This window comes from Algoriphagus sp. 10J20-15 (genome assembly GCF_055809615.1).
On sequence record NZ_JBVVUG010000031.1, the window covers coordinates 72,891 to 97,500 of the forward strand.

22 protein-coding genes, 2 rRNA genes and 2 pseudogenes (1 of these 26 running past the window's edge) are annotated in these 24,610 nt (G+C 40.0%); 12 read left to right on the forward strand and 14 right to left on the reverse strand.

The features are described 5' to 3' along the window. Nucleotides 1-5: 5 nt before the first annotated feature. Nucleotides 6-1,562, reverse strand: a complete 1,557-nt coding sequence (porX, locus tag AC0L6R_RS12005; protein WP_473271450.1) for a T9SS response regulator signal transducer PorX — start codon at nucleotides 1,560-1,562, stop codon at nucleotides 6-8. 60 nt (nucleotides 1,563-1,622) lie between these two features. On the opposite strand from porX, the gene AC0L6R_RS12010 reads away from it, so the two are divergent. The 6 genes from AC0L6R_RS12010 (at nucleotide 1,623) to AC0L6R_RS12035 (ending at nucleotide 7,383) form a co-directional block, all read left to right on the forward strand. After that, nucleotides 1,623-2,855: an HD domain-containing protein gene (locus AC0L6R_RS12010; RefSeq protein WP_473271451.1), complete on the forward strand. Its 1,233-nt coding sequence runs from the start codon at nucleotides 1,623-1,625 to the stop codon at nucleotides 2,853-2,855. 17 nt (nucleotides 2,856-2,872) lie between these two features. Continuing rightward, nucleotides 2,873-3,895 carry a UDP-3-O-(3-hydroxymyristoyl)glucosamine N-acyltransferase gene (gene lpxD, locus AC0L6R_RS12015; RefSeq protein ID WP_473271452.1) on the forward strand — a complete coding sequence of 341 codons (1,023 nt, stop codon included), beginning with the start codon at nucleotides 2,873-2,875 and terminating at the stop codon, nucleotides 3,893-3,895. Between the two features lie 39 nt (nucleotides 3,896-3,934). Further along, entirely contained in the window at nucleotides 3,935-5,329 is a 1,395-nt protein-coding gene (locus tag AC0L6R_RS12020; RefSeq protein WP_283414603.1) for a bifunctional UDP-3-O-[3-hydroxymyristoyl] N-acetylglucosamine deacetylase/3-hydroxyacyl-ACP dehydratase, read from the forward strand. Beyond that, nucleotides 5,326-6,105, forward strand: coding sequence for an acyl-ACP--UDP-N-acetylglucosamine O-acyltransferase (gene lpxA / locus AC0L6R_RS12025; protein ID WP_283414604.1), 780 nt, complete (start codon nucleotides 5,326-5,328; stop codon nucleotides 6,103-6,105). The genes AC0L6R_RS12020 and lpxA overlap by 4 nt, the downstream gene beginning before the upstream one ends. A 2-nt stretch (nucleotides 6,106-6,107) precedes the next feature. Next, complete coding sequence (locus AC0L6R_RS12030) at nucleotides 6,108-6,728, forward strand: ABC transporter ATP-binding protein (RefSeq protein WP_473271453.1); 621 nt, start codon at nucleotides 6,108-6,110, stop codon at nucleotides 6,726-6,728. 169 nt (nucleotides 6,729-6,897) lie between these two features. Continuing rightward, the gene (locus AC0L6R_RS12035; RefSeq protein ID WP_283414606.1) at nucleotides 6,898-7,383 is read left to right on the forward strand and encodes a hypothetical protein; all 486 of its coding nucleotides are present in this window, start codon (nucleotides 6,898-6,900) and stop codon (nucleotides 7,381-7,383) included. A gap of 53 nt (nucleotides 7,384-7,436) precedes the next feature. Here the strand turns inward: AC0L6R_RS12035 and AC0L6R_RS12040 are convergent, their stop codons facing one another. Further along, nucleotides 7,437-9,824: an endonuclease MutS2 gene (locus AC0L6R_RS12040; protein ID WP_283414607.1), complete on the reverse strand. Its 2,388-nt coding sequence runs from the start codon at nucleotides 9,822-9,824 to the stop codon at nucleotides 7,437-7,439. Further along, complete coding sequence (locus AC0L6R_RS12045; RefSeq protein WP_473271454.1) at nucleotides 9,824-10,165, reverse strand: DUF4296 domain-containing protein; 342 nt, start codon at nucleotides 10,163-10,165, stop codon at nucleotides 9,824-9,826. Before AC0L6R_RS12045 ends, AC0L6R_RS12040 begins: the two co-directional genes overlap by 1 nt. Nucleotides 10,166-10,270: 105 nt before the next feature. Between AC0L6R_RS12045 and AC0L6R_RS12050 the strand changes: the two genes are divergently transcribed. After that, nucleotides 10,271-10,396, forward strand: coding sequence for a hypothetical protein (locus AC0L6R_RS12050; RefSeq protein WP_283414609.1), 126 nt, complete (start codon nucleotides 10,271-10,273; stop codon nucleotides 10,394-10,396). 53 nt (nucleotides 10,397-10,449) lie between these two features. On the opposite strand, the gene AC0L6R_RS12055 is transcribed toward AC0L6R_RS12050, so the two are convergent. Then, nucleotides 10,450-10,713 carry a DUF4296 domain-containing protein gene (locus AC0L6R_RS12055; RefSeq protein WP_473271455.1) on the reverse strand — a complete coding sequence of 88 codons (264 nt, stop codon included), beginning with the start codon at nucleotides 10,711-10,713 and terminating at the stop codon, nucleotides 10,450-10,452. A 184-nt stretch (nucleotides 10,714-10,897) separates the two neighbouring features. On the opposite strand from AC0L6R_RS12055, the gene AC0L6R_RS12060 reads away from it, so the two are divergent. The 5 genes from AC0L6R_RS12060 (at nucleotide 10,898) to AC0L6R_RS12080 (ending at nucleotide 15,169) form a co-directional block, all read left to right on the forward strand. Then, nucleotides 10,898-11,776 carry a DUF58 domain-containing protein gene (locus AC0L6R_RS12060; RefSeq protein WP_283414611.1) on the forward strand — a complete coding sequence of 293 codons (879 nt, stop codon included), beginning with the start codon at nucleotides 10,898-10,900 and terminating at the stop codon, nucleotides 11,774-11,776. Continuing rightward, complete coding sequence (locus AC0L6R_RS12065) at nucleotides 11,769-12,665, forward strand: hypothetical protein (protein WP_473271456.1); 897 nt, start codon at nucleotides 11,769-11,771, stop codon at nucleotides 12,663-12,665. The genes AC0L6R_RS12060 and AC0L6R_RS12065 overlap by 8 nt, the downstream gene beginning before the upstream one ends. Next, a complete protein-coding gene (locus tag AC0L6R_RS12070) occupies nucleotides 12,646-13,689 on the forward strand; it encodes a VWA domain-containing protein (protein ID WP_473271457.1) in 1,044 nt (347 codons plus the stop codon). The genes AC0L6R_RS12065 and AC0L6R_RS12070 overlap by 20 nt, the downstream gene beginning before the upstream one ends. A gap of 120 nt (nucleotides 13,690-13,809) precedes the next feature. Continuing rightward, a complete protein-coding gene (locus AC0L6R_RS12075; RefSeq protein WP_473271458.1) occupies nucleotides 13,810-14,169 on the forward strand; it encodes a hypothetical protein in 360 nt (119 codons plus the stop codon). Then, nucleotides 14,147-15,169, forward strand: coding sequence for a radical SAM protein (locus AC0L6R_RS12080; protein ID WP_473271459.1), 1,023 nt, complete (start codon nucleotides 14,147-14,149; stop codon nucleotides 15,167-15,169). Before AC0L6R_RS12075 ends, AC0L6R_RS12080 begins: the two co-directional genes overlap by 23 nt. Here the strand turns inward: AC0L6R_RS12080 and AC0L6R_RS12085 are convergent. The 10 genes and pseudogenes from AC0L6R_RS12085 to AC0L6R_RS12130 all read right to left on the reverse strand — a co-directional run. Continuing rightward, nucleotides 15,166-15,867: a sulfite exporter TauE/SafE family protein gene (locus AC0L6R_RS12085; RefSeq protein ID WP_473271460.1), complete on the reverse strand. Its 702-nt coding sequence runs from the start codon at nucleotides 15,865-15,867 to the stop codon at nucleotides 15,166-15,168. The genes AC0L6R_RS12080 and AC0L6R_RS12085 overlap by 4 nt on opposite strands. Then, nucleotides 15,868-16,293, reverse strand: a complete 426-nt coding sequence (locus AC0L6R_RS12090; protein WP_473271461.1) for a FixH family protein — start codon at nucleotides 16,291-16,293, stop codon at nucleotides 15,868-15,870. A 25-nt stretch (nucleotides 16,294-16,318) separates the two neighbouring features. After that, nucleotides 16,319-17,732: pseudogene (gene ccoG, locus AC0L6R_RS12095) on the reverse strand (cytochrome c oxidase accessory protein CcoG). 51 nt (nucleotides 17,733-17,783) lie between these two features. Beyond that, complete coding sequence (locus AC0L6R_RS12100) at nucleotides 17,784-18,716, reverse strand: cbb3-type cytochrome c oxidase N-terminal domain-containing protein (protein WP_283414618.1); 933 nt, start codon at nucleotides 18,714-18,716, stop codon at nucleotides 17,784-17,786. Beyond that, nucleotides 18,713-18,898 (reverse strand): cbb3-type cytochrome c oxidase subunit 3, encoded by a 186-nt coding sequence (locus tag AC0L6R_RS12105; protein WP_473271462.1) that lies wholly within the window; start codon nucleotides 18,896-18,898, stop codon nucleotides 18,713-18,715. Before AC0L6R_RS12105 ends, AC0L6R_RS12100 begins: the two co-directional genes overlap by 4 nt. Nucleotides 18,899-18,907: 9 nt before the next feature. Next, nucleotides 18,908-21,035 (reverse strand): annotated as a pseudogene (ccoN, locus tag AC0L6R_RS12110) (cytochrome-c oxidase, cbb3-type subunit I). After that, nucleotides 21,028-21,216: a cbb3-type cytochrome oxidase assembly protein CcoS gene (gene ccoS, locus AC0L6R_RS12115; RefSeq protein ID WP_283414620.1), complete on the reverse strand. Its 189-nt coding sequence runs from the start codon at nucleotides 21,214-21,216 to the stop codon at nucleotides 21,028-21,030. Before ccoS ends, ccoN begins: the two are co-directional and overlap by 8 nt. An 83-nt stretch (nucleotides 21,217-21,299) precedes the next feature. Next, nucleotides 21,300-23,615, reverse strand: a complete 2,316-nt coding sequence (locus tag AC0L6R_RS12120; RefSeq protein ID WP_473271464.1) for a heavy metal translocating P-type ATPase — start codon at nucleotides 23,613-23,615, stop codon at nucleotides 21,300-21,302. Between the two features lie 430 nt (nucleotides 23,616-24,045). Beyond that, nucleotides 24,046-24,157 (reverse strand): 5S ribosomal RNA (rrf, locus tag AC0L6R_RS12125). Nucleotides 24,158-24,294: 137 nt separating this feature from the next. Continuing rightward, a 23S ribosomal RNA gene (locus AC0L6R_RS12130) occupies nucleotides 24,295-24,610 on the reverse strand; it runs 2,562 nt beyond the window's last position.

A 24,610-nucleotide genomic window follows, 5' to 3' on the forward strand; every position in this document is an offset into this window, starting at 1 on the left:
CTCAATTATTTTGGTGACAAATGAACGATCGGAATGATCATTTCCTCCAAAGATACACCTCCATGCTGGAAAGTATCCTTATAGAAGTTCACATAATAATTGTAATTATTCGGGTATGCAAAGAAATAATCTTCAACGGCAAATACATAAGTAGAAGAAACATTCAGCCGTGGCAATTTGGCGTCTTCAGGTCTTTTGATTTCAAAAACTTTCCCCTGCTCAAAGTTCAAGTTTTTGCCTTGCTTATACCTCAGGTTTGTAGTCACATTTTTATCACCTATAATTCTGTAAGGCTTATTAACTCTTTTGGTACCATGATCAGTAGTAATGATCACCTCCGCTCCTGCATCATGAATCTTTTTCAAAAGCTCAAACAAGGAAGAATGCTCAAACCAACTTGTGGTTAATGATCGGTAAGCTGACTCGTCAGGAGCTAGTTCCCGGATCATTTTCATATCTGTTCGTGCATGAGAAACCATATCCACGAAGTTATAAACTAAGACATTTAGATCATTTTGAAGGAAAGTATGAAACTGCTCTAACACAGCCTTTCCTTGGTGTGCCTGAATTATTTTATTATAGCTGGACTTAATCGACAATCGGTTTTTCTCCAAGTTGATTCTCAACCAGTCCTCTTCGAAGTTATTTTTCCCCTCATCTGAATCCTCATCTTCCCAGAAATTTGGATAAAATCTCGCCATATCCATTGGCATCATTCCACTGAAGAGTGCATTTCTCGCAAAAGCAGTAGTGGTGGGCAAAATACTATAATAAGTATCCTTGTCTTTTATATTGAAATAAGGAGCTATGATCGACTCTATATCCTCCCATTGATCTAATCGAAAATTATCTATCACGATAAAGAACAGCGGTTTTTTGGCCTGAAGCTGGGGAAAAACCTTTTTCTTCATTACCTGATGCGAAAGCAATGGTTTTACGGGGTTTTTCTCTTCCATCCAATCGAGATAATTATCTTTAATGAATCTGCAGAAATTAGCATTCGCTTCTATTTTCTGTGATTCCAGCACAGGAAGCATGTTTTTGTTTTCAGTATCATCGATCTGCATCTCCCAATACGTCAGTTTCCTGTAGATATCTGCCCAATCTTGATGATCTTCAGCATCACCAAATGCCATACTGATATTCATAAAATCCTGCTGATAACTTTGGGTGGTTCGCTCGTCAATCAACTGCTTGTTTTGAAGTAACTTCTTCACCGAAAGCAAAATCTGGCTTGGGTTAATCGGTTTGATCAGGTAATCAGCAATTTTCCCTCCGATCGCATCATCCATGATATGTTCTTCTTCACTTTTGGTGATCATCACCACGGGAACTTGAGGCTTCATCTGCTTGATTTGTTGCAAAGTTTCCAGACCAGTCATTCCAGGCATCATTTCATCTAGAAAAATTACATCAAAGTTTTTTTGCTCTACTTCTTCGATAGCATCCACCCCAGAATTCACCGTGGTAATTGCATATCCTTTTTGTTCGAGGAAAAGAATGTGTGGTTTGAGCAAGTCGATTTCATCGTCAGCCCAGAGTATGTTGAATTTTTGAGACATTTCAGGTTCCGTTTCTTTTTAAAATTATAATTACTTTTGAGGCAAACAAAAAAGGCCTCCTTGAAAAGCCAGAAGATACTAAACGACCCGGTATACGGATTTATCACGATCCCAAGCGAGTTGATTTTTACGATTATCGATCACCCATACTTTCAGCGACTGCGGAGAATAAAACAACTGGGTCTGACTGATTTTGTCTATCCCGGTGCTCTCCATACCAGATTTCATCATGCGATTGGGGCAATGCACTTGATGAGCATTACGCTAGACAATCTACGAAATAAAGGTACTGAAATCACAGACGAAGAATATGAAGCCGCATTAATCGCGATTCTTTTGCATGACATTGGACATGGACCTTTTTCACATGCCTTGGAATACAGCCTACTCAAGGGCGTTCCCCATGAAGAGCTTTCTCTTTTGACTATAGAACTCTTTAATCAAGAGTTTGGTGGCAAATTAGACCTTACTTTAAGAATATTTAAGAATCAATACGAGCGAAAATTCTTTCATCAGCTGGTTTCCAGCCAGTTAGACATTGATAGATTGGACTACCTTCAGCGCGATTGTTTTTTCACTGGCGTATCCGAAGGAACTATTGGTGCAGATCGCATTATCAAGATGATGGATGTGAAAAATGACCAAGTAGTGATCGAAGAAAAAGGAATCTATTCCATTGAAAACTTCCTGAGTGCTCGTCGATTGATGTACTGGCAAGTTTACCTTCATAAAACCACCGTCAGTGCGGAGAAAATGCTCATCAAACTGATCGAGCGGGCTCGGTTTCTACGCCAATCAGGCACAAGCTTTACAATCACGGAGGAATTTGACTTTCTTTTGAGCCAAAATTTATCTTTGTCCGACTTCCGAACTAATCCTGACTATTTACGATTGTTCCTCGAAATGGACGATCTGGATATCTGGGGCGCTATAAAGCTGTGGAAAAATCACCCTGATTACGTCCTTAGAAATATTTCTCAGATGTTTTTGACTCGAAATCTTTTCAAAATCAGCTTGACCAACGAGGCGTTTAAGCCTGAAGAAATCGCTCTGCTGAAAGAAAAGACGATTTCCAAATTGGGAATTCCTCCGCAAGACTTAACTTATTTCTTTTCGCATGGGGCAGTAAGTAACTATGGATACCTCGCTAAGGACAGAATTAATATTTTGACAAAAAAAGGTGAAGTAATCGATGTAGCTCAGGCGGCTGACCTACCGAATATAAAAGTCATGAGTAAAATCGTAGAGAAACACTATGTATGTAAGGCCAAAAGCCTAAATTTAGATTATTAACTCCGTTTATATTGTTTATGGAATTTACCCTCGGACAAGTAGCTGCAATCCTACAGGGAATAGTAGAAGGTGACGAAACCCAAAAAGTATCCAGATTGGACAAAATTCAAGAAGGAAAACAAGGAGGTATTAGTTTTTTGGCGAATGAAAAATACACTCCCTTCATCTATGAAACTGATGCCACAGCGGTAATCGTCTCCACCAGTTTCGTCCCCACTAAAACTCTGAAGACTAATTTAATCAGAGTGGAAGATGCCTATACAGGCTTCACCAAATTACTGGAAGCTTATTCCATGTTGATGAAAAGCAGTCTACTTGGCGTCGAAGAGCCATGCTTTTTCGATGCTAGTTCGTCGATTGGCGATCAAGCTTTTCGAGGTGCTTTTTCTTACATTGGCAAAAACTGTGTAATCGGTGATTCTGTAAAAATCCACAGCCATGTACATATTGGTGACCGTGTAAAAGTAGGAAACAACGTTATTATTCACGCTGGAGCCAAAATTTGCGCAGATACAATTATTGGAAATAATTGCGAAATCCATCCAGGAGCAGTTATAGGCTCAGATGGGTTTGGCTTTGCTCCCCAGGGAGACGGGAGTTACAAAGCTATACCTCAGATTGGGAATGTTATCTTAGAAGACAATGTGAGCGTTGGTGCAAACTCAACTATTGATTGTGCGACTATGGGGTCTACGATAATTAAAAAAGGGGCTAAAATCGACAATTTGGTACAAATCGCCCATAATGTGATCATCGGAGAAAATACGGTGGTTGCTTCTCAAACAGGAATTTCAGGATCTACCACAATTGGAAAAAATTGTGTGATTGCTGGCAAAGTTGGCATTGTGGGGCATATAACAATTGCTGATAATACCACTATAGGAGCCAATACAGGCATTAGTAAGTCGATCAAAAAATCAGGATCTACCTTATTTGGATATATAGCAATGGATATGAAGGATTTCTTAAAATCATATTCAATCTTCAAAAAGCTCGGATCGATAGAAGACCGAATAAGAGAACTAGAAAAAAAGCAGTAAATTTGCAGCCTTTAGCATGCTGAACGGTTCAAAAATCAGATGAAAGTAAAACAACACACCATTAAAAAGCAGGTGGAATTATCCGGAGTGGGACTACATACCGGAGTTATTTCAAACATGACATTCCTCCCTGCACCTCCAAACCACGGATATAAATTTCAGCGAATTGATCTGGAAGGCAGACCAACCGTAGACGCAGACTGCGACTTGGTGGTAGATGTTTCCAGAGGTACCACATTGGAGCAAAATGGTGCCCGCGTCTATACTGTAGAGCACGTATTGGCAGCATTGGTAGGTTTAGAAATAGATAATGTGCTAATCCAATTGGATGGTCCTGAGCCTCCAATCATGGACGGGTCTTCTATTCAGTTCATAGAAGTATTAGAAGAAGCAGGTCTAGAAGAGCAAAATGCACTGCGTAGATTCTACGAAGTCCAAGAAAGTATTCAATACAAAGATTCTGCTCGCGAAGTAGAGATGGTGGCATTGCCAACAGATAACTATCGCGTCACAGTAATGGTAGATTACAACTCTCCAGTATTGGGTAGTCAGCATGCATCTATCACCGACATTGGCCAATTCAGATCAGAAATCGCTTCTTGCCGTACTTTTTGTTTTTTGCATGAGCTAGAAATGCTTTACAATTCCAACTTGATTAAAGGTGGAGATTTGAACAATGCCATCGTTGTAGTTGATAGAATCGTAGAAGAGAAAGAATTGGTTAATTTGGCCAAGATGTTTAACAAGCCAAAGGTTGAGGTTAAGAAAGAAGGCATTTTGAATAATGTTGACCTACGCTACCGTAATGAACCAGCTAGACATAAATTACTTGATGTAGTTGGGGATTTAGCCCTTGTGGGACGCCCTTTGAAAGCTCAGATCATGGCAGCGAGACCTGGTCATGCCGCAAATGTAGCTTTTGCAAAAAAAATCAAGCGTGCGATGGAGAAATCATCTTCTTCCCACATCCCATATTACGACCCGAAACTACCTCCTGTAATGGATATCAATCAGATCAGCAGCATTTTGCCGCACAGATATCCATTCCAGCTATTAGATAAAATTATCTACCTAGATAATACAGTGGTGGCAGGAGTGAAAAATGTAACTATCAACGAACCTTTCTTTATGGGGCATTTTCCAGCTAACCCGGTGATGCCAGGTGTACTGCAGGTAGAAGCAATGGCCCAAACAGGTGGAATTTTAGTATTGAGTACAGTGGATGATCCAGAAAATTACTGGACTTATTTTCTGGGAATCGAAAACTGTAAGTTTAGAAAAATGGTTCTCCCTGGTGATACTCTCATTTTTAAATGTGAACTTTTGGCCCCGATAAGAAGAGGAATAGCAAAAATGCGTGGTGAAGCTTATGTCGGAAATACACTAGTATGTGAGGCCGTAATGACAGCAAGCATAACCAGAAAAGAATCATGATCAGTCCTTTAGCACATATCGACCCAAAAGCAACAATAGGTAAAAATGTTCACATCGATCCTTTCACAATGATTGGTGAGAATGTCACTATTGGTGATAACACATGGATCGGACCAAACGTAACTATTTTTTCTGGGGCCAGTATAGGTAAAAATTGCAAAATTTTCCCTGGTGCGGTTATTGCCGGAATCCCTCAGGACCTGAAATTCCAAGGAGAAGACTCTACAGTAATGATAGGTGACAACACCACCATTCGTGAATGCGTGACTATCAGCCGTGGCACAGTAGAAAAGCAGACAACCGTAATCGGAAGTCACTGCTTACTTATGGCCTATGTCCATGTTGCACACGATTGTGTAATCGGGAGCCATGTGATTATAGCCAATTCTGTGCAAATTGCTGGACACGTATCTATTGATGACTGGGCGATCGTGGGTGGATCCAGTGCTGTTCACCAATTCGTTAAAATTGGTATGCATGCCATGGTTTCTGGTGGTTCTTTGGTTAGAAAAGACGTACCTCCATTCACTAAAGCAGCACGTGAGCCACTTTCTTATGCAGGTGTCAACTCTCTTGGCTTAAGAAGAAGAGGCTTTTCCAGCGAATCTATTTCCCACATTCAGGAAGTCTATCGCTACCTTTTCTTAAACAGCATGAATAACAGTCGTGCTTTGGAAGAAATTGAAGTGAATTTACCTGCTACTAAAGAGCGGGATGAAATCTTGAATTTTATCCGCTCTTCTGAAAGAGGTGTGATGAAAGGCTACATCAATTAACAATGTTAAAAATCCGCTTAGAAGAAGCTTCAAAACGCTTCCAATACGAATGGGTTTTTAAAAATCTAAGCCTTGAATTGACTCAAGGAAATTCTTTAGCAATTACAGGAAGTAATGGTTCTGGGAAGTCTACTTTACTGAAATGTCTAAGCGGAGCAATCCCTATCACATCCGGGAAAATAGAATATTCACTTGATGAGAAATCAATCTCAGAAGCGGATTGGTTTACTTATCTGGCTATTTCCGCTCCCTATATGGAAGTTCCTGAAGAATTCAGTTTAGAAGAATTGCTCAACTTCCACTTTAAATTTAAAAAGCCCCTTGATTCCATCCCTTTGGAAGAAATCATAGAAAAGCTCTACTTATCTCAACATAAGTCAAAGCAAATCAGTCAATTTTCTTCCGGAATGAAACAGAGGCTTAAACTTGGGCTAGCCCTTTTTTCGGATGTTTCAATTATACTTCTGGATGAACCAACTTCTAACCTCGACCGTAAGGGTATAGAATGGTATCAGGAAATGATAAATCAATATGCGCAAAACAGAACGCTAGTAATTTGTTCTAATGAGCCTAGAGAGTACGAGTTTTGTGAACAAAAAATAGCACTTGAAGATTATAAGTGAACACTAGCATTAAACTTTAATTCCTATCTTTAAATTCACTGGTAATTAAGTATTACGCCTATCTATTCGATCATATTGAAAACATTAAGCGTTTGAATTTCCCAAGACCTAATAGCTAGCAGAAAAAAATCGCAATCCCAACTATCCTCTGAAAAACAAATATAAACATATGAAATCTTCTATAATTAGACTTTGTATCCTAGCGTTTGCCATGTGCATTATTCAAAGTTGTGGTGGAGACGATCCTGATCCTGATCCAATCAAAACTCCTGAACAAATAGCCACGGAAGCATTAACAGGTACAGGTACTCAAACGTGGGGGGTCGATGGCGGCGGATCTGTCCTTCGTGACGGCACGGCGGTTACAGACCTATATTCCGGCTTTGAACTGGTATTGACCTCAGGGTCATCTAAAACATACACTTCCAAAAACAATAATGATATTTTTGATGCTTCGGGCTCCTGGTCTTTCGCCGGTACAAACTTCGACAAGTTTATGCTCTCAGGAACCAAGCCAGCCGCTGGAAGGGAAATTTCTTTTACGCAAACCAACAGTAATTTAACACTTACCTTCACAATCCCTGCCCCAGGTGCACGTGTAAATGGAGTGTTAGCTGTTGCAGGAAATTACACTTTCAATCTGCTTAAGAAATAACCTGACTTAATCTTTAAACAAAAATGGGGAGCAAATTTGCTCCCCATTTTTGTTTATTTCAGAGTTATTAGCGTGACTCCTGCCCCACCACGGTCTGCATGCTCATCCTCCATATGTCTTACTTGACTCATGTCTTTCAGAAAATTTCGTGTCAAATCTCTCAATATCCCATTGCCTTTTCCATGGACTATTCTGAGATCTTTCAGTCCAAGCATAAATCCTTCATCAACGAAAGTTTGAATCAATGAGAGTATCTCTTCCCCTCGTTTTCCTCTCAAATCAAGATTAGGTGAATAATCCATCATCTTTTCATTGGTATTATACCCACTTCTTGAGGCAGCAGCCTTCTTTTCTTTTTTTACTTCACCTTGAGATATCTTCTCTAATCTCGAAAGTTTCACTTTCGATTTGAGTTCACCGATGGAAAGTTCAATTTCATTCCCTTTCACCTGAAGCACTTCTGCTATCGCTCCATTATCTTTAAGTCTCACCCAATCTCCTACGCCTATTTTCCCACCTAATATTTTTATCTCTGGACTCTTGACGACATTCTTTTCAGGCCTGACTGTTTCTTTAAATTCCTCCAGATCTTTCCTCACCAGCTTAGTGACCTCTTTCTCAGCCTTGCCTTCCTTAATCTCACGAATAGTAGCTTCAATTTTCTTGTTTGCCTGATCTAATAATTGCTTGGCCTCCTGCTTTGCTTCTTGGAGATATCGTTTTTTAGTTGTCTCCATGGTCTCTTTCAGCTCATTATATTCCTGAAGTCGTGTTTTCAACAAACGTTCTTTTGCCTTCACATCGGCTAGCAAAGTGGAATATTGATTCTTCTCGTTTTCTACTTGAGTGAGTAATCTATCGTACCGAACTCTCTCTTCACCAATCTGTTCTTTGGCATACTTCAAAATCTCCCTAGGAATACCAATTTTGGAAGCAATCTCCAAAGCGAAAGAAGAGCCCGGTTTACCAATTTCAAGCTGATAGAGTGGCTCTAGCTTATCTACATCGTAACGCATGGCGCCATTTACCATACCTTGGTTTTTGTTTGCGATTTGCTTCAAATTGCCGTAGTGAGTCGTAATCACACCATACGCACCGAGTTTATTCAGTGCCAATAGAATGGATTCGGCTATAGCACCACCAAACTGCGGCTCTGTACCTGTACCAAATTCATCTATAAAAAGTATGGTTTTCTTATTTGCAAAAAGCGAAAAATGCTTCATACTCATCAAGTGTGAGCTATAAGTACTTAGGTCATTTTCCAGATTTTGCTCATCGCCAATATCTATAAAGAAATTATCAAATAAGGAGCTTTTGGAATCGGGGTGCACTGGGATAAGCATCCCACACTGTAGCATATACTGAAGAAGTGCTACGGTTTTTAAGGTCACCGATTTCCCTCCGGCATTTGGCCCTGAGATAACTAGTAAGCGCTCATGTCCACTGAGTTTTACATCGAGCGGAACGATGTTTTTCCCCTGCGACTTTAGCGCCATTTCCAACAAGGGATGTCGCGCTTTGGTCCAAGTTAATTGTCTTTCCTTGGTGATTTCCGGTCTACAGCTATCAGTCTTTTGAGCAAATTTTGCTTTGGCACGGATAAAATCCATTAGCCCAAGAAAATTTGTTGCCTTCCTCAAGGCAGGTATAGCAGGTCGGATCTTATCAGTCAGCTGAATGAGAATCTTGATAATCTCCCTGCGCTCCATATACTCCAAGTCGCGAATCTCATTATTGATATCCAAAGCCTCTTCCGGCTCCATAAATACCGTCTGCCCTGTCGCTGATTCATCGTGAATAAAACCTCTGAGTTTACGCTTATTTTCTGCAGCAATGGGAATCACTAATCTGCCTGAACGCACTGTAATTGCAGAATCCTCCGTGGTAAGTCCTTTTGCTCTGGCTTCCTTGAAGACGCGATCCATCACCTTCCGGAGACGGCTTTCTTCATACAATATCTGAGTACGGATAAGCTGCAATTCCCGACTGGCATTGCTCCTCATCTTGCCTTTCTCATCGATTATTAGCTCAATCGCTTTGAGTAAACCCATATCGAGATCCATCAGCAATCCTAGTAGCTGGCTGAGTACTGGATATTCTTCTTCTCTTTTCTGAAAAAAGGAAATACAACCTCTGAGTGTATCCAGAGAAAGTTTGATCTCATAAAAATCCTCCACATCAAGAAAAGCGTTCTCCAGTTTGGCTTTCTCTAAATAGGGGTTCAGATTGGTGAAATTAGAAGAAGGAAAAAGGTCTCCGGAGATTAAAATCTGGCGAAATTCCTCGGTTTGATCAAGTAATTTGGTCACCAGATTAAAATCTGATGAGAAAGCCAAACGATCCACATATTGCATTCCAAGTGGGGAGGTACACTCGGTTTTGAGGAGTTCTTTGACTTTAATGAAATTTACTTTGTGTTCGAGATTACGAGGGTATAGCATTAATATTGGTCAATTTCTTTTACTCTTACATCAAGAGAATCAAATACTCGGAAGTAAATCCGCTCCATTTCAGCAACATCACGGAGGTAATACAACATACTTTTGGTAAAAACAGAATCACTCACTTCATGTTTGAGAAAAACATCTTTTTCTAACTGTTTATAAAGCGCATTCAAGGAATCATTCGAAAATGGCATTTCCTGAACAAGGGTCTCTGTGCTATGGATATCTATCAGTACCTCAACCATTTTGTCCTGAGACAAATAGTCTTCTGGCTCAGTTTCAGAAACACACCCTACTATTAGTAGAATAAAAAAACCGAAGATCAGAAATCCTTTCACAGATCAAAATTAAGTTTATTAACGGAAAACCTCGGCAGCATTGAGGCAAATGAAAATTTATGATTCGAGTAAGATGGTTAACTAAAAATACACCAATCAAGTTTCATGAATGGATTATTAAACCACCTCACAAAAATTGAAGGCGCCTGCCATACTACAAAAATTCGATTGATGGGAGAAGCCAATAGCTACTCGTATGAAAATCAAGATGATCAGCGTACTACAGTCTAAATGTAACAGTACAGAAAATTCTCAGCGGTCCTTTGTCTTGCATTAGAATTGGTCTATCCAGTACCGCCGGTAGATTCTCTTACCATAAGTGAATCTACCACGCGAGAATAAATTCGCTCCATTTCTGAAGGATCACGCAGGTAATACAACATGCTCTGTGTGAAAACTGAATCACTCACTTGATGTTTGATGAAAACATCTTTTTCAAGCAAATTATAAAGCACTTTTGATGAATCATATGCTATTGGCATAGCGCTCGTAAGTCCCTCAGTAATATGAATATCTATCAACACTTCCACCATCTTATCTTCGGGCAAGAGACCAATTGGCTTATTGCTAGAATTACAACTTACAAGGGAAATGATGCAAAAACTTAGTATCAGAAATCTTTTCACAGGTCAAAATTAGGTTTTTTTAACGGAAAATCTCTCCACCCTTCATGTAACTGAAATTTTATAATTCAGCTTAGAAGCATAACTTAGGCCGTTCAAATCACCATTTATGAACGAATTATTCAGCAAGCTCAGAAAATACGAAATCATGATCCGAAAGGTGGCCAATAATCACCTGCAAGGAGAATATCAGTCACTTTTCAAAGGGTCGGGGTTGGAATTTGATGATCTCCGTCCATACCAGTATGGTGACGATATTCGTACGATAGAATGGAAAGTATCTGCAAAAGGACACGGCACATTCGTAAAAACGTTTCGAGAAGATAAGGAACAGTCAGTTTTCTTTCTTTTAGACATTAGTGGTAGTCAGGATATAGGACAGCCGGGAAATAAAAAAATTGATCAAGGAAAGATTATTGCGGGAGTACTAACACTTGCCGCGGTTTTTGATGGAAGTCAGGTTGGGTTAATCAGCTATTCAGATCAACGCGAAAAGCTGATACTCCCTTCAAAAGGAAGCAAACAAGGAGTAAAAATGATTCGAGGAATCTTTGATCATGAAAATATTTCCTTGAAGACAGATCTGAACTCGATGTTTATGTTTGCTCTAAACCTTATCAAAAAAAGAGCTGTAATTGTAATTATTTCTGACTTTATCGATGAAGGCTACGAACGCCCATTCCGAGCTTTGGCGGAGCGACATGATGTAGTGGCAATCCAATTAACGGACCCTCGTGAATCAGCTTTACCTTCTTTGGGAATTATACCAGTGTTTGATAAAGAGAAAGGGAAAACAACTTGGGTGAATACTGCATTTGGGAGCTTTTCTAAAAAAATAGCGGATACCTTTACTTCTGAGCGAGAGAATTTGAAGAATATCTGTAAAAAGAATCAAATAAACTACCTAGCTATAGATACCTCACAGGATATAGTTGGGCCTCTACTAGAGCTTTTTAAGTACCGAAACAAAAGTATGAAACGTGGCTAAGACGCTCAAAATCTTATTATTTCTACTCATACCCTACCTGAGCAATGCGCAACAGGTAAAGGTGGATGGCTACTTCATGCAAGACTCCGCTAAGATAGGCGAACGGGTCGGCTATGTATTGAAGGCAACGTATCCAGAATCCACCCAGATTATTTTTCCTGATTCTACCTTCGATTTTTCTCCGATGGTATTACTCGAAAAAAAGACGTATATATCTTATACTCAGGATAGCATAACACAAGACAGTACAGTCTATTTTGTATCCAACTTCTCGTTAGACCCAACTTCCTACCTGACGTTGCCGGTATATGAACTCGCTAGGTATGACAGTGTGGTCCATTATCCAATGGAGGCGGAACTGAAGCTGAAACTTACACTAGACAGCATTCCAGAACAGCTTGTCTTCCAACAGAATAACATTTACCAATCCTTAGAAAAATCCTTCAACTGGATTATTATAGGCATTATTCTAGGTGGCGTGTTGCTGTTACTCGGAGTTATTTACTTCCTTTTTGCAGATAAATTCCAAGAATATTGGAAGGAAAGAAGAGAGAAAAGACGTTGGGAAGAATTTGAAAAAAGATGGAAAACCCAAACTGCATTGCTTACTAAAGCCCCATCCATTGAATCTGCAGATGAAGTAATTGGTCTTTGGAAAGGATATATGGAGAGTATCACTCATCTTCCAATTAAAGAATGGACTTCCAGCGAAATAGGTGAGCGATTGGATAATCTTGAGATTTTCAAAGCGCTCAGAGCGATAGATTTGATTATTTATGCCGGAGAATCGTCTGAAAGCGAAGAGGCAACAAGCTATTTATTAGAAGTGGCAAGAGAGAAATATCAGGAAAAACAAACCAAAATCAAGCATGAGAGAGCAGCTGTCTGAATTCTTTAGCTGGTCATGGCTTCTGCCTGAGACCTTCAAAAGTTTCGAATGGGAAAATCCGATTTTATTGAATTTGATCTGGATTATTCCAGTATTCATTCTTTTTAGAACTTTTGTTAAGTTCTTGAAAAACCCTGTTCTCGAGCTTTCCCTTCCAAAACGAATCGCGAATAACAACCCTTGGACTTATTTACGCCTAATTCCCGCTGGCTTTTTCTATCTGTTCCTCATTATGCTTGTAATTGCTTTAGCTCGACCACAGCGCAGCAATGAGCGAGTGGAGCAATATACAGAGGGCATAGACATCATGCTGGTTTTGGATATTTCCGAATCCATGGATTTGCAGGATTTCACTCCTAATCGTCTTGAAGCGGCTAAAGCTACCGCTACGGAGTTTATAAATGGCAGAGTTGGAGATAGGATTGGCATGGTGGTATTCGCAGGCGAGGCGTATTCATTGGCCCCTTTAACAAATGACTATGAGCTACTAACAGATTTGGTGCAAGAAATATCATTCAGCATGATGGAGGCAAAAGGAACTGCTATTGGCTCAGCATTAGCAGCCGGCACCAATAGAATGAAGGAATCCGAGTCTGCTTCTAAGGTAATGATCCTGCTTAGTGACGGTGAAAGTAATGCAGGTAATGTAGATCCTTTATTCGCTGCAAACCTAGCCGCCGCACTGGATATCAAGCTTTATACGATTGCCATGGGCAAGGATGGTCTCGTTCCTTATGGTACAGATTTCTTTGGAAGACCTCAGATGGTAGAAAGCTATTTAGATGAAACCACACTGCGAGAAATAGCCAAGGTTGGCAATGGAGAATTTTTCAGAGCTGCTGATGGAGGTACCCTAGCTTCTATTTTTGATAGAATAGACACCTTAGAAAAGACAGAAGTGATAGAAAATCGCTACAAGGAAACCGCAGATTACTATCGCATATACCTATTTTGGGGTTTGATCTTATTCTTTGTTTGGCTGGGATTGAAAAGCAGTTTCTTAAATAACTTCCTACTTGATTAATAACTTTAATAAGCAAGAATTAGAGAAAGTTTGGGAACTGACTTTAGTCATTAATTTTGCCTTCAGCTATCATATAGGATAATAAAATGAAGGGCGTTATTTGCAAAAAAGCAAATCCAAATGCCGAATTCAGCCGAATTAGTCAAAAAGTACAACAGTCCTGCTCCCAGATACACTTCTTATCCTACCGTTCCTCTTTGGGAAAATAACTTAGAACCTCAGGATTGGAATGACCTGGTAAAGAAAGCATTTATAAACTTTGGTGAGAAAGAAGGGATTTCTATCTACATCCACTTGCCTTACTGCGAAAGCTTGTGCACCTACTGTGGCTGCAACAAACGAATTACCAAAAACAAACAAGTCCAAGATCCTTACATCGAAGCATTGCTTGCCGAATGGGAAAAATATAAGGCGATATTTAAGTCCCGCCCTATAATATCTGGAATCCATCTAGGCGGTGGAACTCCCACCTTCTTTTGATCCTTCAAGTCTGGATCATTTGATTTCAACTATTCTGAAAGGCTCAGCTATCAGTCCTAATGCTGAGTTTAGCTTTGAAGGACATCCGAACAATACAAGTTTTGAACATTTAAAAACACTGAGCGATCTGGGCTTCAACCGTGTAAGCTATGGAATTCAGGATTTTGATGAGAAAGTTCAGAAAGCCATCCATCGGATCCAGCCATTTGAGAAAGTAAAATACGCGACAGATTCTGCGCGAATTTTAGGCTACAATTCTATAAATTTTGATTTGATCTACGGATTGCCACATCAAACTATCAACAGTCTAAGCGACACATTTAATAAAGTAAATGAGTTAAAACCTGACCGGATAGCATTTTATAGTTATGCTCACTTGCCTAGTGCATTTCCTGCACAGCAGAGCTTCGAGCATTTCTTGCCAACAGAGACCGAGAAGAGTGAACTTTATACATTCGGAAGAACTCTTCTTGTAAAAATGGGATACGTAGAGATAGGTATGGACCACTTTGCCCTTGAAAACGATCCTTTGACCCTAGCAAAAAACGAAGGCTCTTTGCATAGAAACTTTATGGGATACACTACCTTGCCTTCTAAAATTCTCATTGGGCTGGGAGCCAGTAGTATCAGTGACGTGTATTATGCTTATGCGCAAAATGACAAGACTATTGAGCGCTATAAAGCTGAGACGATGAAAGGAGAATGGTCTATACAAAAAGGACACAGACTCAGCAAAATTGACCTACAAATTAGAAGTATAATTCTTGAGTTGATTTGTAGAAAAGAAGCTGAAATCCCAGTTGAAGTCTGGGAGCAGTTTTCAGAAACTCAAGTTTGGAACCTAAGAGAAATGGAATTAGACGGTCTTATTTCCATAGATTCCACTCTGATCAAAGTATCCCAAAGAGGAATGAACTTTATTCGAAATATCTGCTCTCAGATCGACCTTCGCCTGTCAAAAAATCAAGCTAAAAAAACCCTTTTCAGCCAGACGGTTTAGGGACACATGGTAATTTCGACCTGCTGACTACCATAATCAAAAACTTGAAGATCGGGGCTGAAAAACATCCCTAATCCGAGTCCACGGAAAATAAATAGAAGTCCTATAAGGACACCGAGGTAGGGAATGGCTTTTTGGATTTTTTGCCTTGCTCCAACTGGAACCCAAGATCCTGAAAACATTAATACAAGAAGTAGAGGAATCGTACCCATACCGAAGAAAAACATGTAAGTGGCTCCAAGTAGAGGACTTTGGAAGGCCAAAGCTGCTATTAACGCCATGTAGACCATTCCGCATGGAAGTAAGCCATTAGCTAAACCTACACCAAAGAAAGCAAATGGGCCTCCAGCTTTCAGAAATCGATTTAGTTGTCTTTTTACCCACATCACTATTCCGGAAAGTGCTGGGATAGTTAAAAATTGATCGGATTTTTTATATGAAAGTGCCATAATCAGTATGAGGACTCCCATGGCAATTGAGAAGCCTTGCTGTACTCCCGCCAATGACAAGGAAAATCCTATACTGCCAATAATTAGCCCAAGCAAAGCGTAAGTTATACTTCTGCCAAGGTTATATAGAATCTTATTATAGAAGAATGATTTGCTCCCACTTCCGCCTACGGCCAAAGCAATTGGCCCACACATTCCCACACAGTGGAATGAGCCCAAAAACCCAAGTATGAAGGCAGTCCAGAGCATTTATAGTGTGATCTTTTTTTCCTGATAATGATCAATCCCATTTTCAGTCCATTTGAGCTGAACTTTCCAATAACCAGGTTTAAGTTCTTTCAGAGGGATTTGAGTAATTCCAGAATGCGTTACTTCAAAGTTCATTTTTTGATCCAAAGAAGAATCAGAAGGACGGAAAAGTTGGAGAAACCCTTTTGTACCATTCGGCAGGTCAAATTCTATGACTTTGGATTGCACATCAAAAGAAATCACTTCTCGGTCTAAATCGTCAGCAGATTTAGATTCATCAATCCTGTCTTGGTATTTTATTTCTTCTTCGTAGTAATTTTCTGTCACCAACTCAATACCATCCATTCGCACAGAGATCACCACCATGGTCAAAATCAGTGCAACAAAGCCTATAATTGTAAGTACTATACCCTTTCCCCAATCCATAATTGCATCTGATTAATTTTTAAACTCACTTAATTGGTGCTGTGAAATTCGTCTCAATCTCGTCAATCTTCTCTCCTTTGTAAAAAAGAGCCAATTCTACTTTTTCTTGATTCACTTTCACCTCATCTTGATTTCTTACCAAAAAGAACCTTCCTTCAAATTTAGATTGTGCATCCAAAACCAGATGCTGAGCCCCTACAATCTCTACATCCATTCCTTCAGCCAGGGACTTCAACTCGACCTCCTGAGGCTCAAAGGTTTTATTGATCAACGTTATTTGATAGAGATTAGTGACCTTTCCATCTTCCCGTTCTTGATAAGTCATCCCCGGAAATCTAGTAATTGTAGCAGAAATATCATCTCGCGTAGCAATTAAGGAAACGAAAACCGTTAACAGCAAAACCAAAACTACGATATAAGACTTTACTCTTCCAGTCAATAGCTTTTGAAAACCTTGTTTGATACTATTCTCTGATGCATATCGGATCAAGCCTTTTGGTCGATCTACTTTCACCATTACCTCGTCGCATGCATCTATGCATGCAGTACAGTTTACACATTCCATCTGTATGCCATTTCGAATATCTATACCCGTCGGGCAAACCTGTACACAAAGATTACAGTCCACACAATCTCCCTTATCTGCATTCTCGGTAGCATTTTTTCGGATAGGTGCTCTTGGCTCTCCACGAACATAGTCATACATCACATTGATGGAGTTATTATCCAGCATCACGCCTTGTAGTCTACCATAAGGGCAAACCACTAAACAGGCCTGCTCTCTAAACCATGTAAAAACAAACATGAAGATGCCAGAGAATGCGATCAAACCTATAAATCCTGCCATATGTGCTGTCGGTGGTGAAGAAACTATTTCTACCACAGAATCTACCCCAACCAAATATGCCATTACCAAATGGCCAATTAGAAGAGATATAAAAGCAAAGACAGTAATCTTAATTGATTTCTTGACGATCTTTTCCTGGTTCCATGGGCTGCGCATTCAACGCTCTTTGCTGATTTGCATCTCCCTCAATCAAGTATTCTATTTTACGGAAAACCATTTCCATAAATAGCGTCTGAGGACAGGCCCAACCACACCATACTCTCCCAAAAGCTACCGTGAAGAGAATGACAAAGACAAAGAATATCAGAAGAAGAAAAATAAGCAAATAGGTGTCCTGAGGCCAGAATACTGCTCCGAAAATGATGAATTTCCGCTCAAAAATATTGAACAGAAGCCAAGGCCTACCGTCCACTTTAATAAATGGTCCAGCAAACAAAATTCCCAAGAGTATCCAAGAAAGGTAGGTCCTGTATTTGTAAAAGAACCCTTTTACTTTTTTTGGATAAACCCAATTCCGCTTCCCATCATCCAAGACAGTTGCTAATGAGTCTCTAAATGTTTCAGGATTTAAATGTGGGTTCTTTTTTGCCATGATCGTAGGCTGATTACTACCGGGAATCGGCTGACTCCCGGTAGGATTAATTTATTCAGCTATCGCTGTGGTATCTCTCGCAACTGAAGTGGTATCTGCAGGAGCAACAGATTCCATAGCTGGTTCTCCAGCACCCCCTTCATACAATTCTCCTTGTGGGTCCTTTGGAGCAGCAGGAGTAGTGCCTTGAAGACTTAAAATAAAGCTTGCCACTTCCTGAATTTCCTTAGGGTTAAGCTGATCTTCCCAAGGCACCATGCCTTTAGAAATGACACCATATTTTATTACAGAGAATAGATCTTTGATATCCCCGCCGTGCAGCCAATATGAATCCGTAAGATTCGGTCCTACACCTCCTCCACCATCCGCAGCATGACAAGCAGCGCAGTTCGCTTGAAAAATAGTATTTCCCGTAGACAAAGCTGCTTCAGAATTATCAAGCGTCACATTGGTTTCATCAAGCGATGCAAGCGCACTCTCGCCTCTAGCTGCAGCTTCTATCGCTGCTATCCTTACTTCTTCCTGATATTCCTCAATACCAGTCTTACCATAACCGAGCACCGTATAGAACCCGAAGTAACCTACAGCGATCAAGATAGTACCAAAAAAGACATATTGAAGCCAGGGAGGCATAAAGTTGTCAAGCTCCTGAATACCATCATACGAATGGTCTGTCATTAACTTATCTTTTGTTTGCTCCTCTTGCACATCACCTGTGACAAACTTTAACTTAAATGATTCCCACCAGCTCGGTTCTTCTGCTAGTTCAGGGTTTTCTTTTTGGAAAACGGTAGAAATAAACGACATCAGATATATCATCAGAACCAGGAGCAAAATAATTACTCCTATAATGATTCCAATAATTATCAATAGAGTCATTTGATTGGAGTCCATGGCTGTCAATCCCCCTGACACTTCCTGCGCCAAAACTGGAGTAGAAACCAAAAGACCATTGAATGCAAATAGGGTTAGTAATTTTTTCATGGCTGTTTGTCGGTTAATTCGTTATCATCATCCATTGGTAAAGAACTCATATGGTCTATTACATCTTTTGGAACACGAATGGTCCAAATGGTAATCCCTATAAAAAACAGAACAAATATCACCAGAGAAACCACCGGGAATACTTCCACATTTTCGATCGATCTTAATACTTCTTTGTACATGATTTCCGACTAGTTAGATGATGAAACTTTGATATCTGTCCCCAATCGCTGCAGATATGCAATCAATGCCACAATTTCAGTATTTGGCATTACTGCCACTCCTGCATCTTCCAGATTTATAGCGATTTTAGCAGCCTGTGCTTCTAGGTCTTCAACTGCTTTTTGATCATACCCCTCAGGATAAGGAACGCCAAGTTTCTGCATCGTTCTGATCTTTGCAGGCAAATCTGAATAATCTAGCTCATTGGTTTTCAACCATGGATATGGAGGCATTAACGATCCAGGAGACATACTTCGAGGATCTTCCATATGGAAATAATGCCAACTATCTGGGTATTTACCTCCTACACGATGAAGATCTGGACCTGTGCGCTTAGATCCCCAAAGAAATGGTCGATCATATACAAATTCACCCGCTTTAGAATACTCGCCATAGCGTTCAGTTTCAAACCTAAATGGTCGAATCATCTGGGAGTGGCAGCCCACACATCCATTGTTGATATAAATATCTCTGCCTTCTAGCTCCAGAGCAGTATAAGGCTTTACCGAACTGATAGTCGGTATATTTGATTTTACTAAAATAGTAGGAACAATCTCCACTACGCCACCAATCAAAATAGCAACGGTAGCTAATATGGCAAAGAAAATTGGCTTTCTCTCCCATGCTCTGTGCCAAAACTCTCCCACTGGCTTATACGATTTAGAAAGTGCAGGTGCTGAGTCTTCTTCAGTCGCTACAAACGTACCTTGCTGAGCAGTTTTAAACATGTTATAGCCCATAAGAATTGCTCCACTCACATAGAGTAACCCTCCAAATGCCCGAAGCATATACATTGGCACTAATTCTACTACTGTTTGAAGGAAATTACCATAAGCCAGTTTACCCATCTCATCAAATTCCCTCAACATTAAGAATTGAGTCAAAGCAGCCACATACATTGGTAAGGCATAGAAAATGATTCCCAAAACGCCAAGCCAGAAGTGTGTGTTGGCCAACTTAGTGGAATAAATGGTCGTCTTAAATAATCTAGGCCACATCCAGTAGAGCATACCGAAAGTCAGGAACCCATTCCAACCCAAACCTCCGACGTGAACATGTGCAACTATCCAATCAGTATAGTGAGCTATCGCACTTACATTTTTAAAGGAAAGCATTGGTCCCTCAAAAGTTGCCATACCATAGGCGGTGATGGCTACCACCATAAATTTCAGGACGGGATCATTTGTCACTTTATCCCAAGCACCTCTTAAAGTCAACAGGCCATTTACCATACCTCCCCAAGACGGAGCCAAAAGCATCACGGAAAACACAGTTCCTAGTACTTGTGCCCACTCAGGAAGAGAGGTGTAGAGCAAGTGGTGAGGACCTGCCCACATGTATAGGAAAATCAGAGACCAAAAGTGAATGATTGAAAGTTTATAAGAGTAAACAGGTCTATTTGCAGCCTTTGGTAAGAAATAATACATCAAACCAAGGAATGGTGTAGTAAGGAAAAATGCTACAGCATTGTGACCATACCACCATTGCACCAACGCGTCCTGCACACCTGCATAGGCAGAATAACTTTTAAATAACGTTACCGGCAACGCTAATGAGTTCACGATATGTAAGACAGCTACTGTAATGAATGATGCCAAATAAAACCAGATTGCGACGTACATATGACGCTCTCTACGTTTAAGAATCGTACCTATCATATTGGCTCCAAAAGCTACCCAAACAATAGCTATTGCAATATCGATAGGCCATTCTAGTTCTGCATATTCTTTAGACGAAGTCAGCCCTAAAGGCAAAGTAAGGACAGCTGAAAGAATAATTATTTGCCAACCATAGAAGTGAAACCAGCTGAGTGATTTCTTCCACATAGGAGCTTTCAGCAACCTAGGCATGGAATAATACACCCCTGCAAAAATTGCATTCCCAACAAAAGCGAAAATTACCGCATTGGTGTGTAGTGGGCGAATTCGCCCAAAAGTAGTATAGGGATTGCCTAAATTAGCTTCTGGCAAGTAATAACTGAGTGGCCGCAAGAACGCCGACTAGCATCCCTATTACGCCCCAGATAATTGTGGCAGCTCCAAAATATTTAACAATCTTATTGTCATATTGAAACCTCTCCAGCATAGTGTCATTCATAGGAATCGGGTTTTGATGGTTGATCTTTATTTGTTTTTTTCGATTTGTTATCAAAGAGTATTCTTATTGAAGGAGTATAATTATCATCAAATTGGCCGTCTTTCATTGCCTTGAAAAAAAGGAAAAGAAAACTGCTTGCTAATAACAGACTGATTGCGATTAATAGAAAAATAACCTCCATACTAAAATGGTTTTGAAGTTAACAATCCCCTTTTCCAGGCAACAAAATTGGTGGTCAACGTCGTAAAAACAACCACAGAAATACTACTCAAGGGCATCAAAATAGCACAAATTACAGGGCTCAACAGTCCTTGCACAGCAAGCCCTAGCCCAATTAAGTTGTACAATAGACTTAACACAAAGCTGGCTTTTATTATGAGTCTGCTGGATTTCGCAAAACTCGAAAAAGCCTGGGATTTTCCCAAAAACAGCTGAATCCATGATCGCATCACTGGCTGGAGAAAAGTGAGAAACACGATCTGACAATGCCACACCTACCTCACTCTCCTGCAACGCTCCTGCATCATTTAACCCGTCGCCCAGCATAAGTGTGCAGTGAGAACGATTTAGAGCCCGTAGATAATGAAGCTTATCCGTTGGACCTTGCTTGAAATTATAGTTAATCTCTCGACCAAGCTTTTCCTCCAAGTAAGTTTGCTCATGAGGATAATCCCCTGATAATACATGAAGATCATAATCATCCTTAAGTTGATTGACGACTTCTCCTGCCTTTTCTCTTAGCCCAGATTCAATTTGGAAATAACCTAGTTCTTGTCCTTCAACAGTTAAGTAGACTACATTACCTTTTTGATTATCGATTTTATTTGTGTAGCCCGTAAACTCAGCTGAACCCAGTCTAAAATATTGATTCTTGAAAATAGCTTCAATTCCCGCCCCCTTGACTTCGATAACCTTCTCAAGGAGTAATCCAGTTTGATTACCTAACCAACTATTGATTCTATTGCTGAGTGGATGAGAAGAACGCTCCACCATTGCTTTCAATATACTTCTACTGTCTTCAGACAGTGGCTCACCCATATAATTTATGTTTGCATTCGCTGGATCAGTAAGTGTCCCTGTTTTATCAAAAACTACAGTATCGATCAAAGCAAGTCGCTCAACTACAGCAGCATTTTTTAAATAAAATTTACTTTTACCAAAAATTCTTAGCGTATTTCCTAAAGTGAAAGGCGTAGACATAGCCAGAGCACATGGACAAGCCACTATTAGCACTGAAGCAAAAACTTTGATGGCTGTGGAAAAGTCAATAAACGACCAATAGGTAAAAGCTAAAGATGCGATCAACAGAACAGACCATGTAAATACCGAGCTGATTTTGTTTGATAAAGGCTCCAGTAGTTTCTTGTTACCTTTCTCAAAAGACTCATTATTCCACAAATCGGTTAGATATCCTTGAGAAGGCAACTTTTGTACGGTTAATAAAATGGCATCTCCCTTTTGACGTCCACCAGCATAAACCAATTCACCTTTTTGCTTTGGAACAGGAACTTCTTCCCCAGTCACAAAGCTAAAATCTATATTGGCTTTAGTACTTAATAAAAGTGCATCCGCTGGAATCAACTCTTCATCCCTAACCAAAATCACATCACCTACTTTCAGGCTGGACAACGGAATAACGTTTTCTTGATCCTTAACTATTCTGGTAACTGCTATTGGAAAATAAGACTTGTAATCCCTGTCAAATTCCAGTGTTGAAAAAGTCTTTTGTTGGTAGATCTTCCCCAGTAATAAAAAGAACAATAGTCCACCAAGGCTATCCATATAGCCTGATTGTTGAAAAGCGAATATTTCCCAAAGAGAATAAACAAATAGCGAAATAATCCCAAGTACAATTGGGACGTCCATATTGATCTGCTTTTGCTTAATCGAATTCCATGCAGATAGGTAGTAGTCACTTGCGGAGTAAATAACGACTGGAATAGCAAGAATTACATTTAGATAGCTAAAAAGCCCTCGAAAAGAAGAGTCGATCAATTCAGCTTCAGAAAAATATTCAGGTATGCTAAAAAGCATCATATTTCCAAAGCAAAACCCGGCAACTGCAAGACGCTGAATTAGGCGCTTGTCGATTCCTAATTTTGATTTTTCATCAAGGTTAGAAAGGTTAATTCTAGGCTCATATCCTATCGTAGAGAGGAGACTTACTAGCTCTTTGATAGAAACCTTATTATGAAGAATTTTAATCTGAACCTTCTTTTTAATAAAATCAACTCGACTATAAAAAACACCTGAATTGATTTGATTTAGATTTTCCAGAAGCCAAATGCATGATGCGCAATGGATAGCCGGGATGTTAAAAGTGATATGACTTTCAGTTTGATTACAGAAGTCAAGGAGATGGTTCGCAGTTTCCTGATCATCAAGGTAATCAAACCGATTGGATTGAAGTTTCTTGCTCTTCTGGCTTTCTCCAGGATGACTTTCAATATCATAATAAGAACAAAGATCATTCTCAGATAGTACTTCGTAAACCAACTTACAACCCTGGCAACAAAAGTTTCTTTCCTGCGAAACAATCACCATGTCATTGCAATCTTCACCGCAGTGAAAGCATGTCATTGTACTTGTTGGAAATTTATCCACAATCATTGCTATCGATCTTAAAAGTTATTCAAACAAACATCCTAATTCATCTATCCTTGCTAAGCAATAACACATAAACTAATTGAATGCCTTTCAAACCTATTATGTCACGAAAGTATGGTATTGAAAAAGCACTATTCCTGAGGAAAAGCAAGGAAAAATATGACATAAGTCATCTTCTAAACTATTGTTGACTTACTATACGTTATGAAAAAATACAAATAAAAAGAATGATAACCATTACAAAGAGGAGTAATGTGCCAAGCATTTACGAACGCGTCTTTAAACTTTAGAAAATTAGGGCCAGTATAAATACTTTCTGTTAAAGATTGAGGGAGGTTTGTTCTGGTAAACAGGATAGGCATAAACGCAAAAAAGCCAGCTGTTTAAAGCTGGCTTTGAATAAATGAGGCGGCGACCTACTCTCCCGGGTGTAACCCCAGTACCATCGGCGCTGCAGGGCTTAACTTCTCTGTTCGGGATGGGAAGAGGTGGGACCCCTGCGCTAGGCCGCCTAAATTGTAAGGATACAGTGCGTAGTGATCAGTTACCATACCTGTATCTAATATCTTAAGTTCAAGTGGAGTCTACATCGGTCAACCGACATCCGACACCCAACTTTACTAACATGTCTTTGCAGAAACTGTAACAAACGTAGGGTAAGCTTTTGGGCAATTAGTACTACTCGGCTATGACATTACTGCCTTTACACCTGTAGCCTATCAACGTCATCGTCTCTGACGGCCCTATTTGGAAGTCTCATCTTGAGGGGAGTTTCGCACTTAGATGCTTTCAGCGCTTATCTCTTCCCGACGTAGCTACCCGGCAATGCAATTGGCATCACAACCGGTACACCAGCGGTCAGTCCAACCCGGTCCTCTCGTACTAAGGTCAGGTCCTCGCAAACTTCCCACGCCCGCAACAGATAGGGACCGAACTGTCTCACGACGTTCTGAACCCAGCTCGCGTGC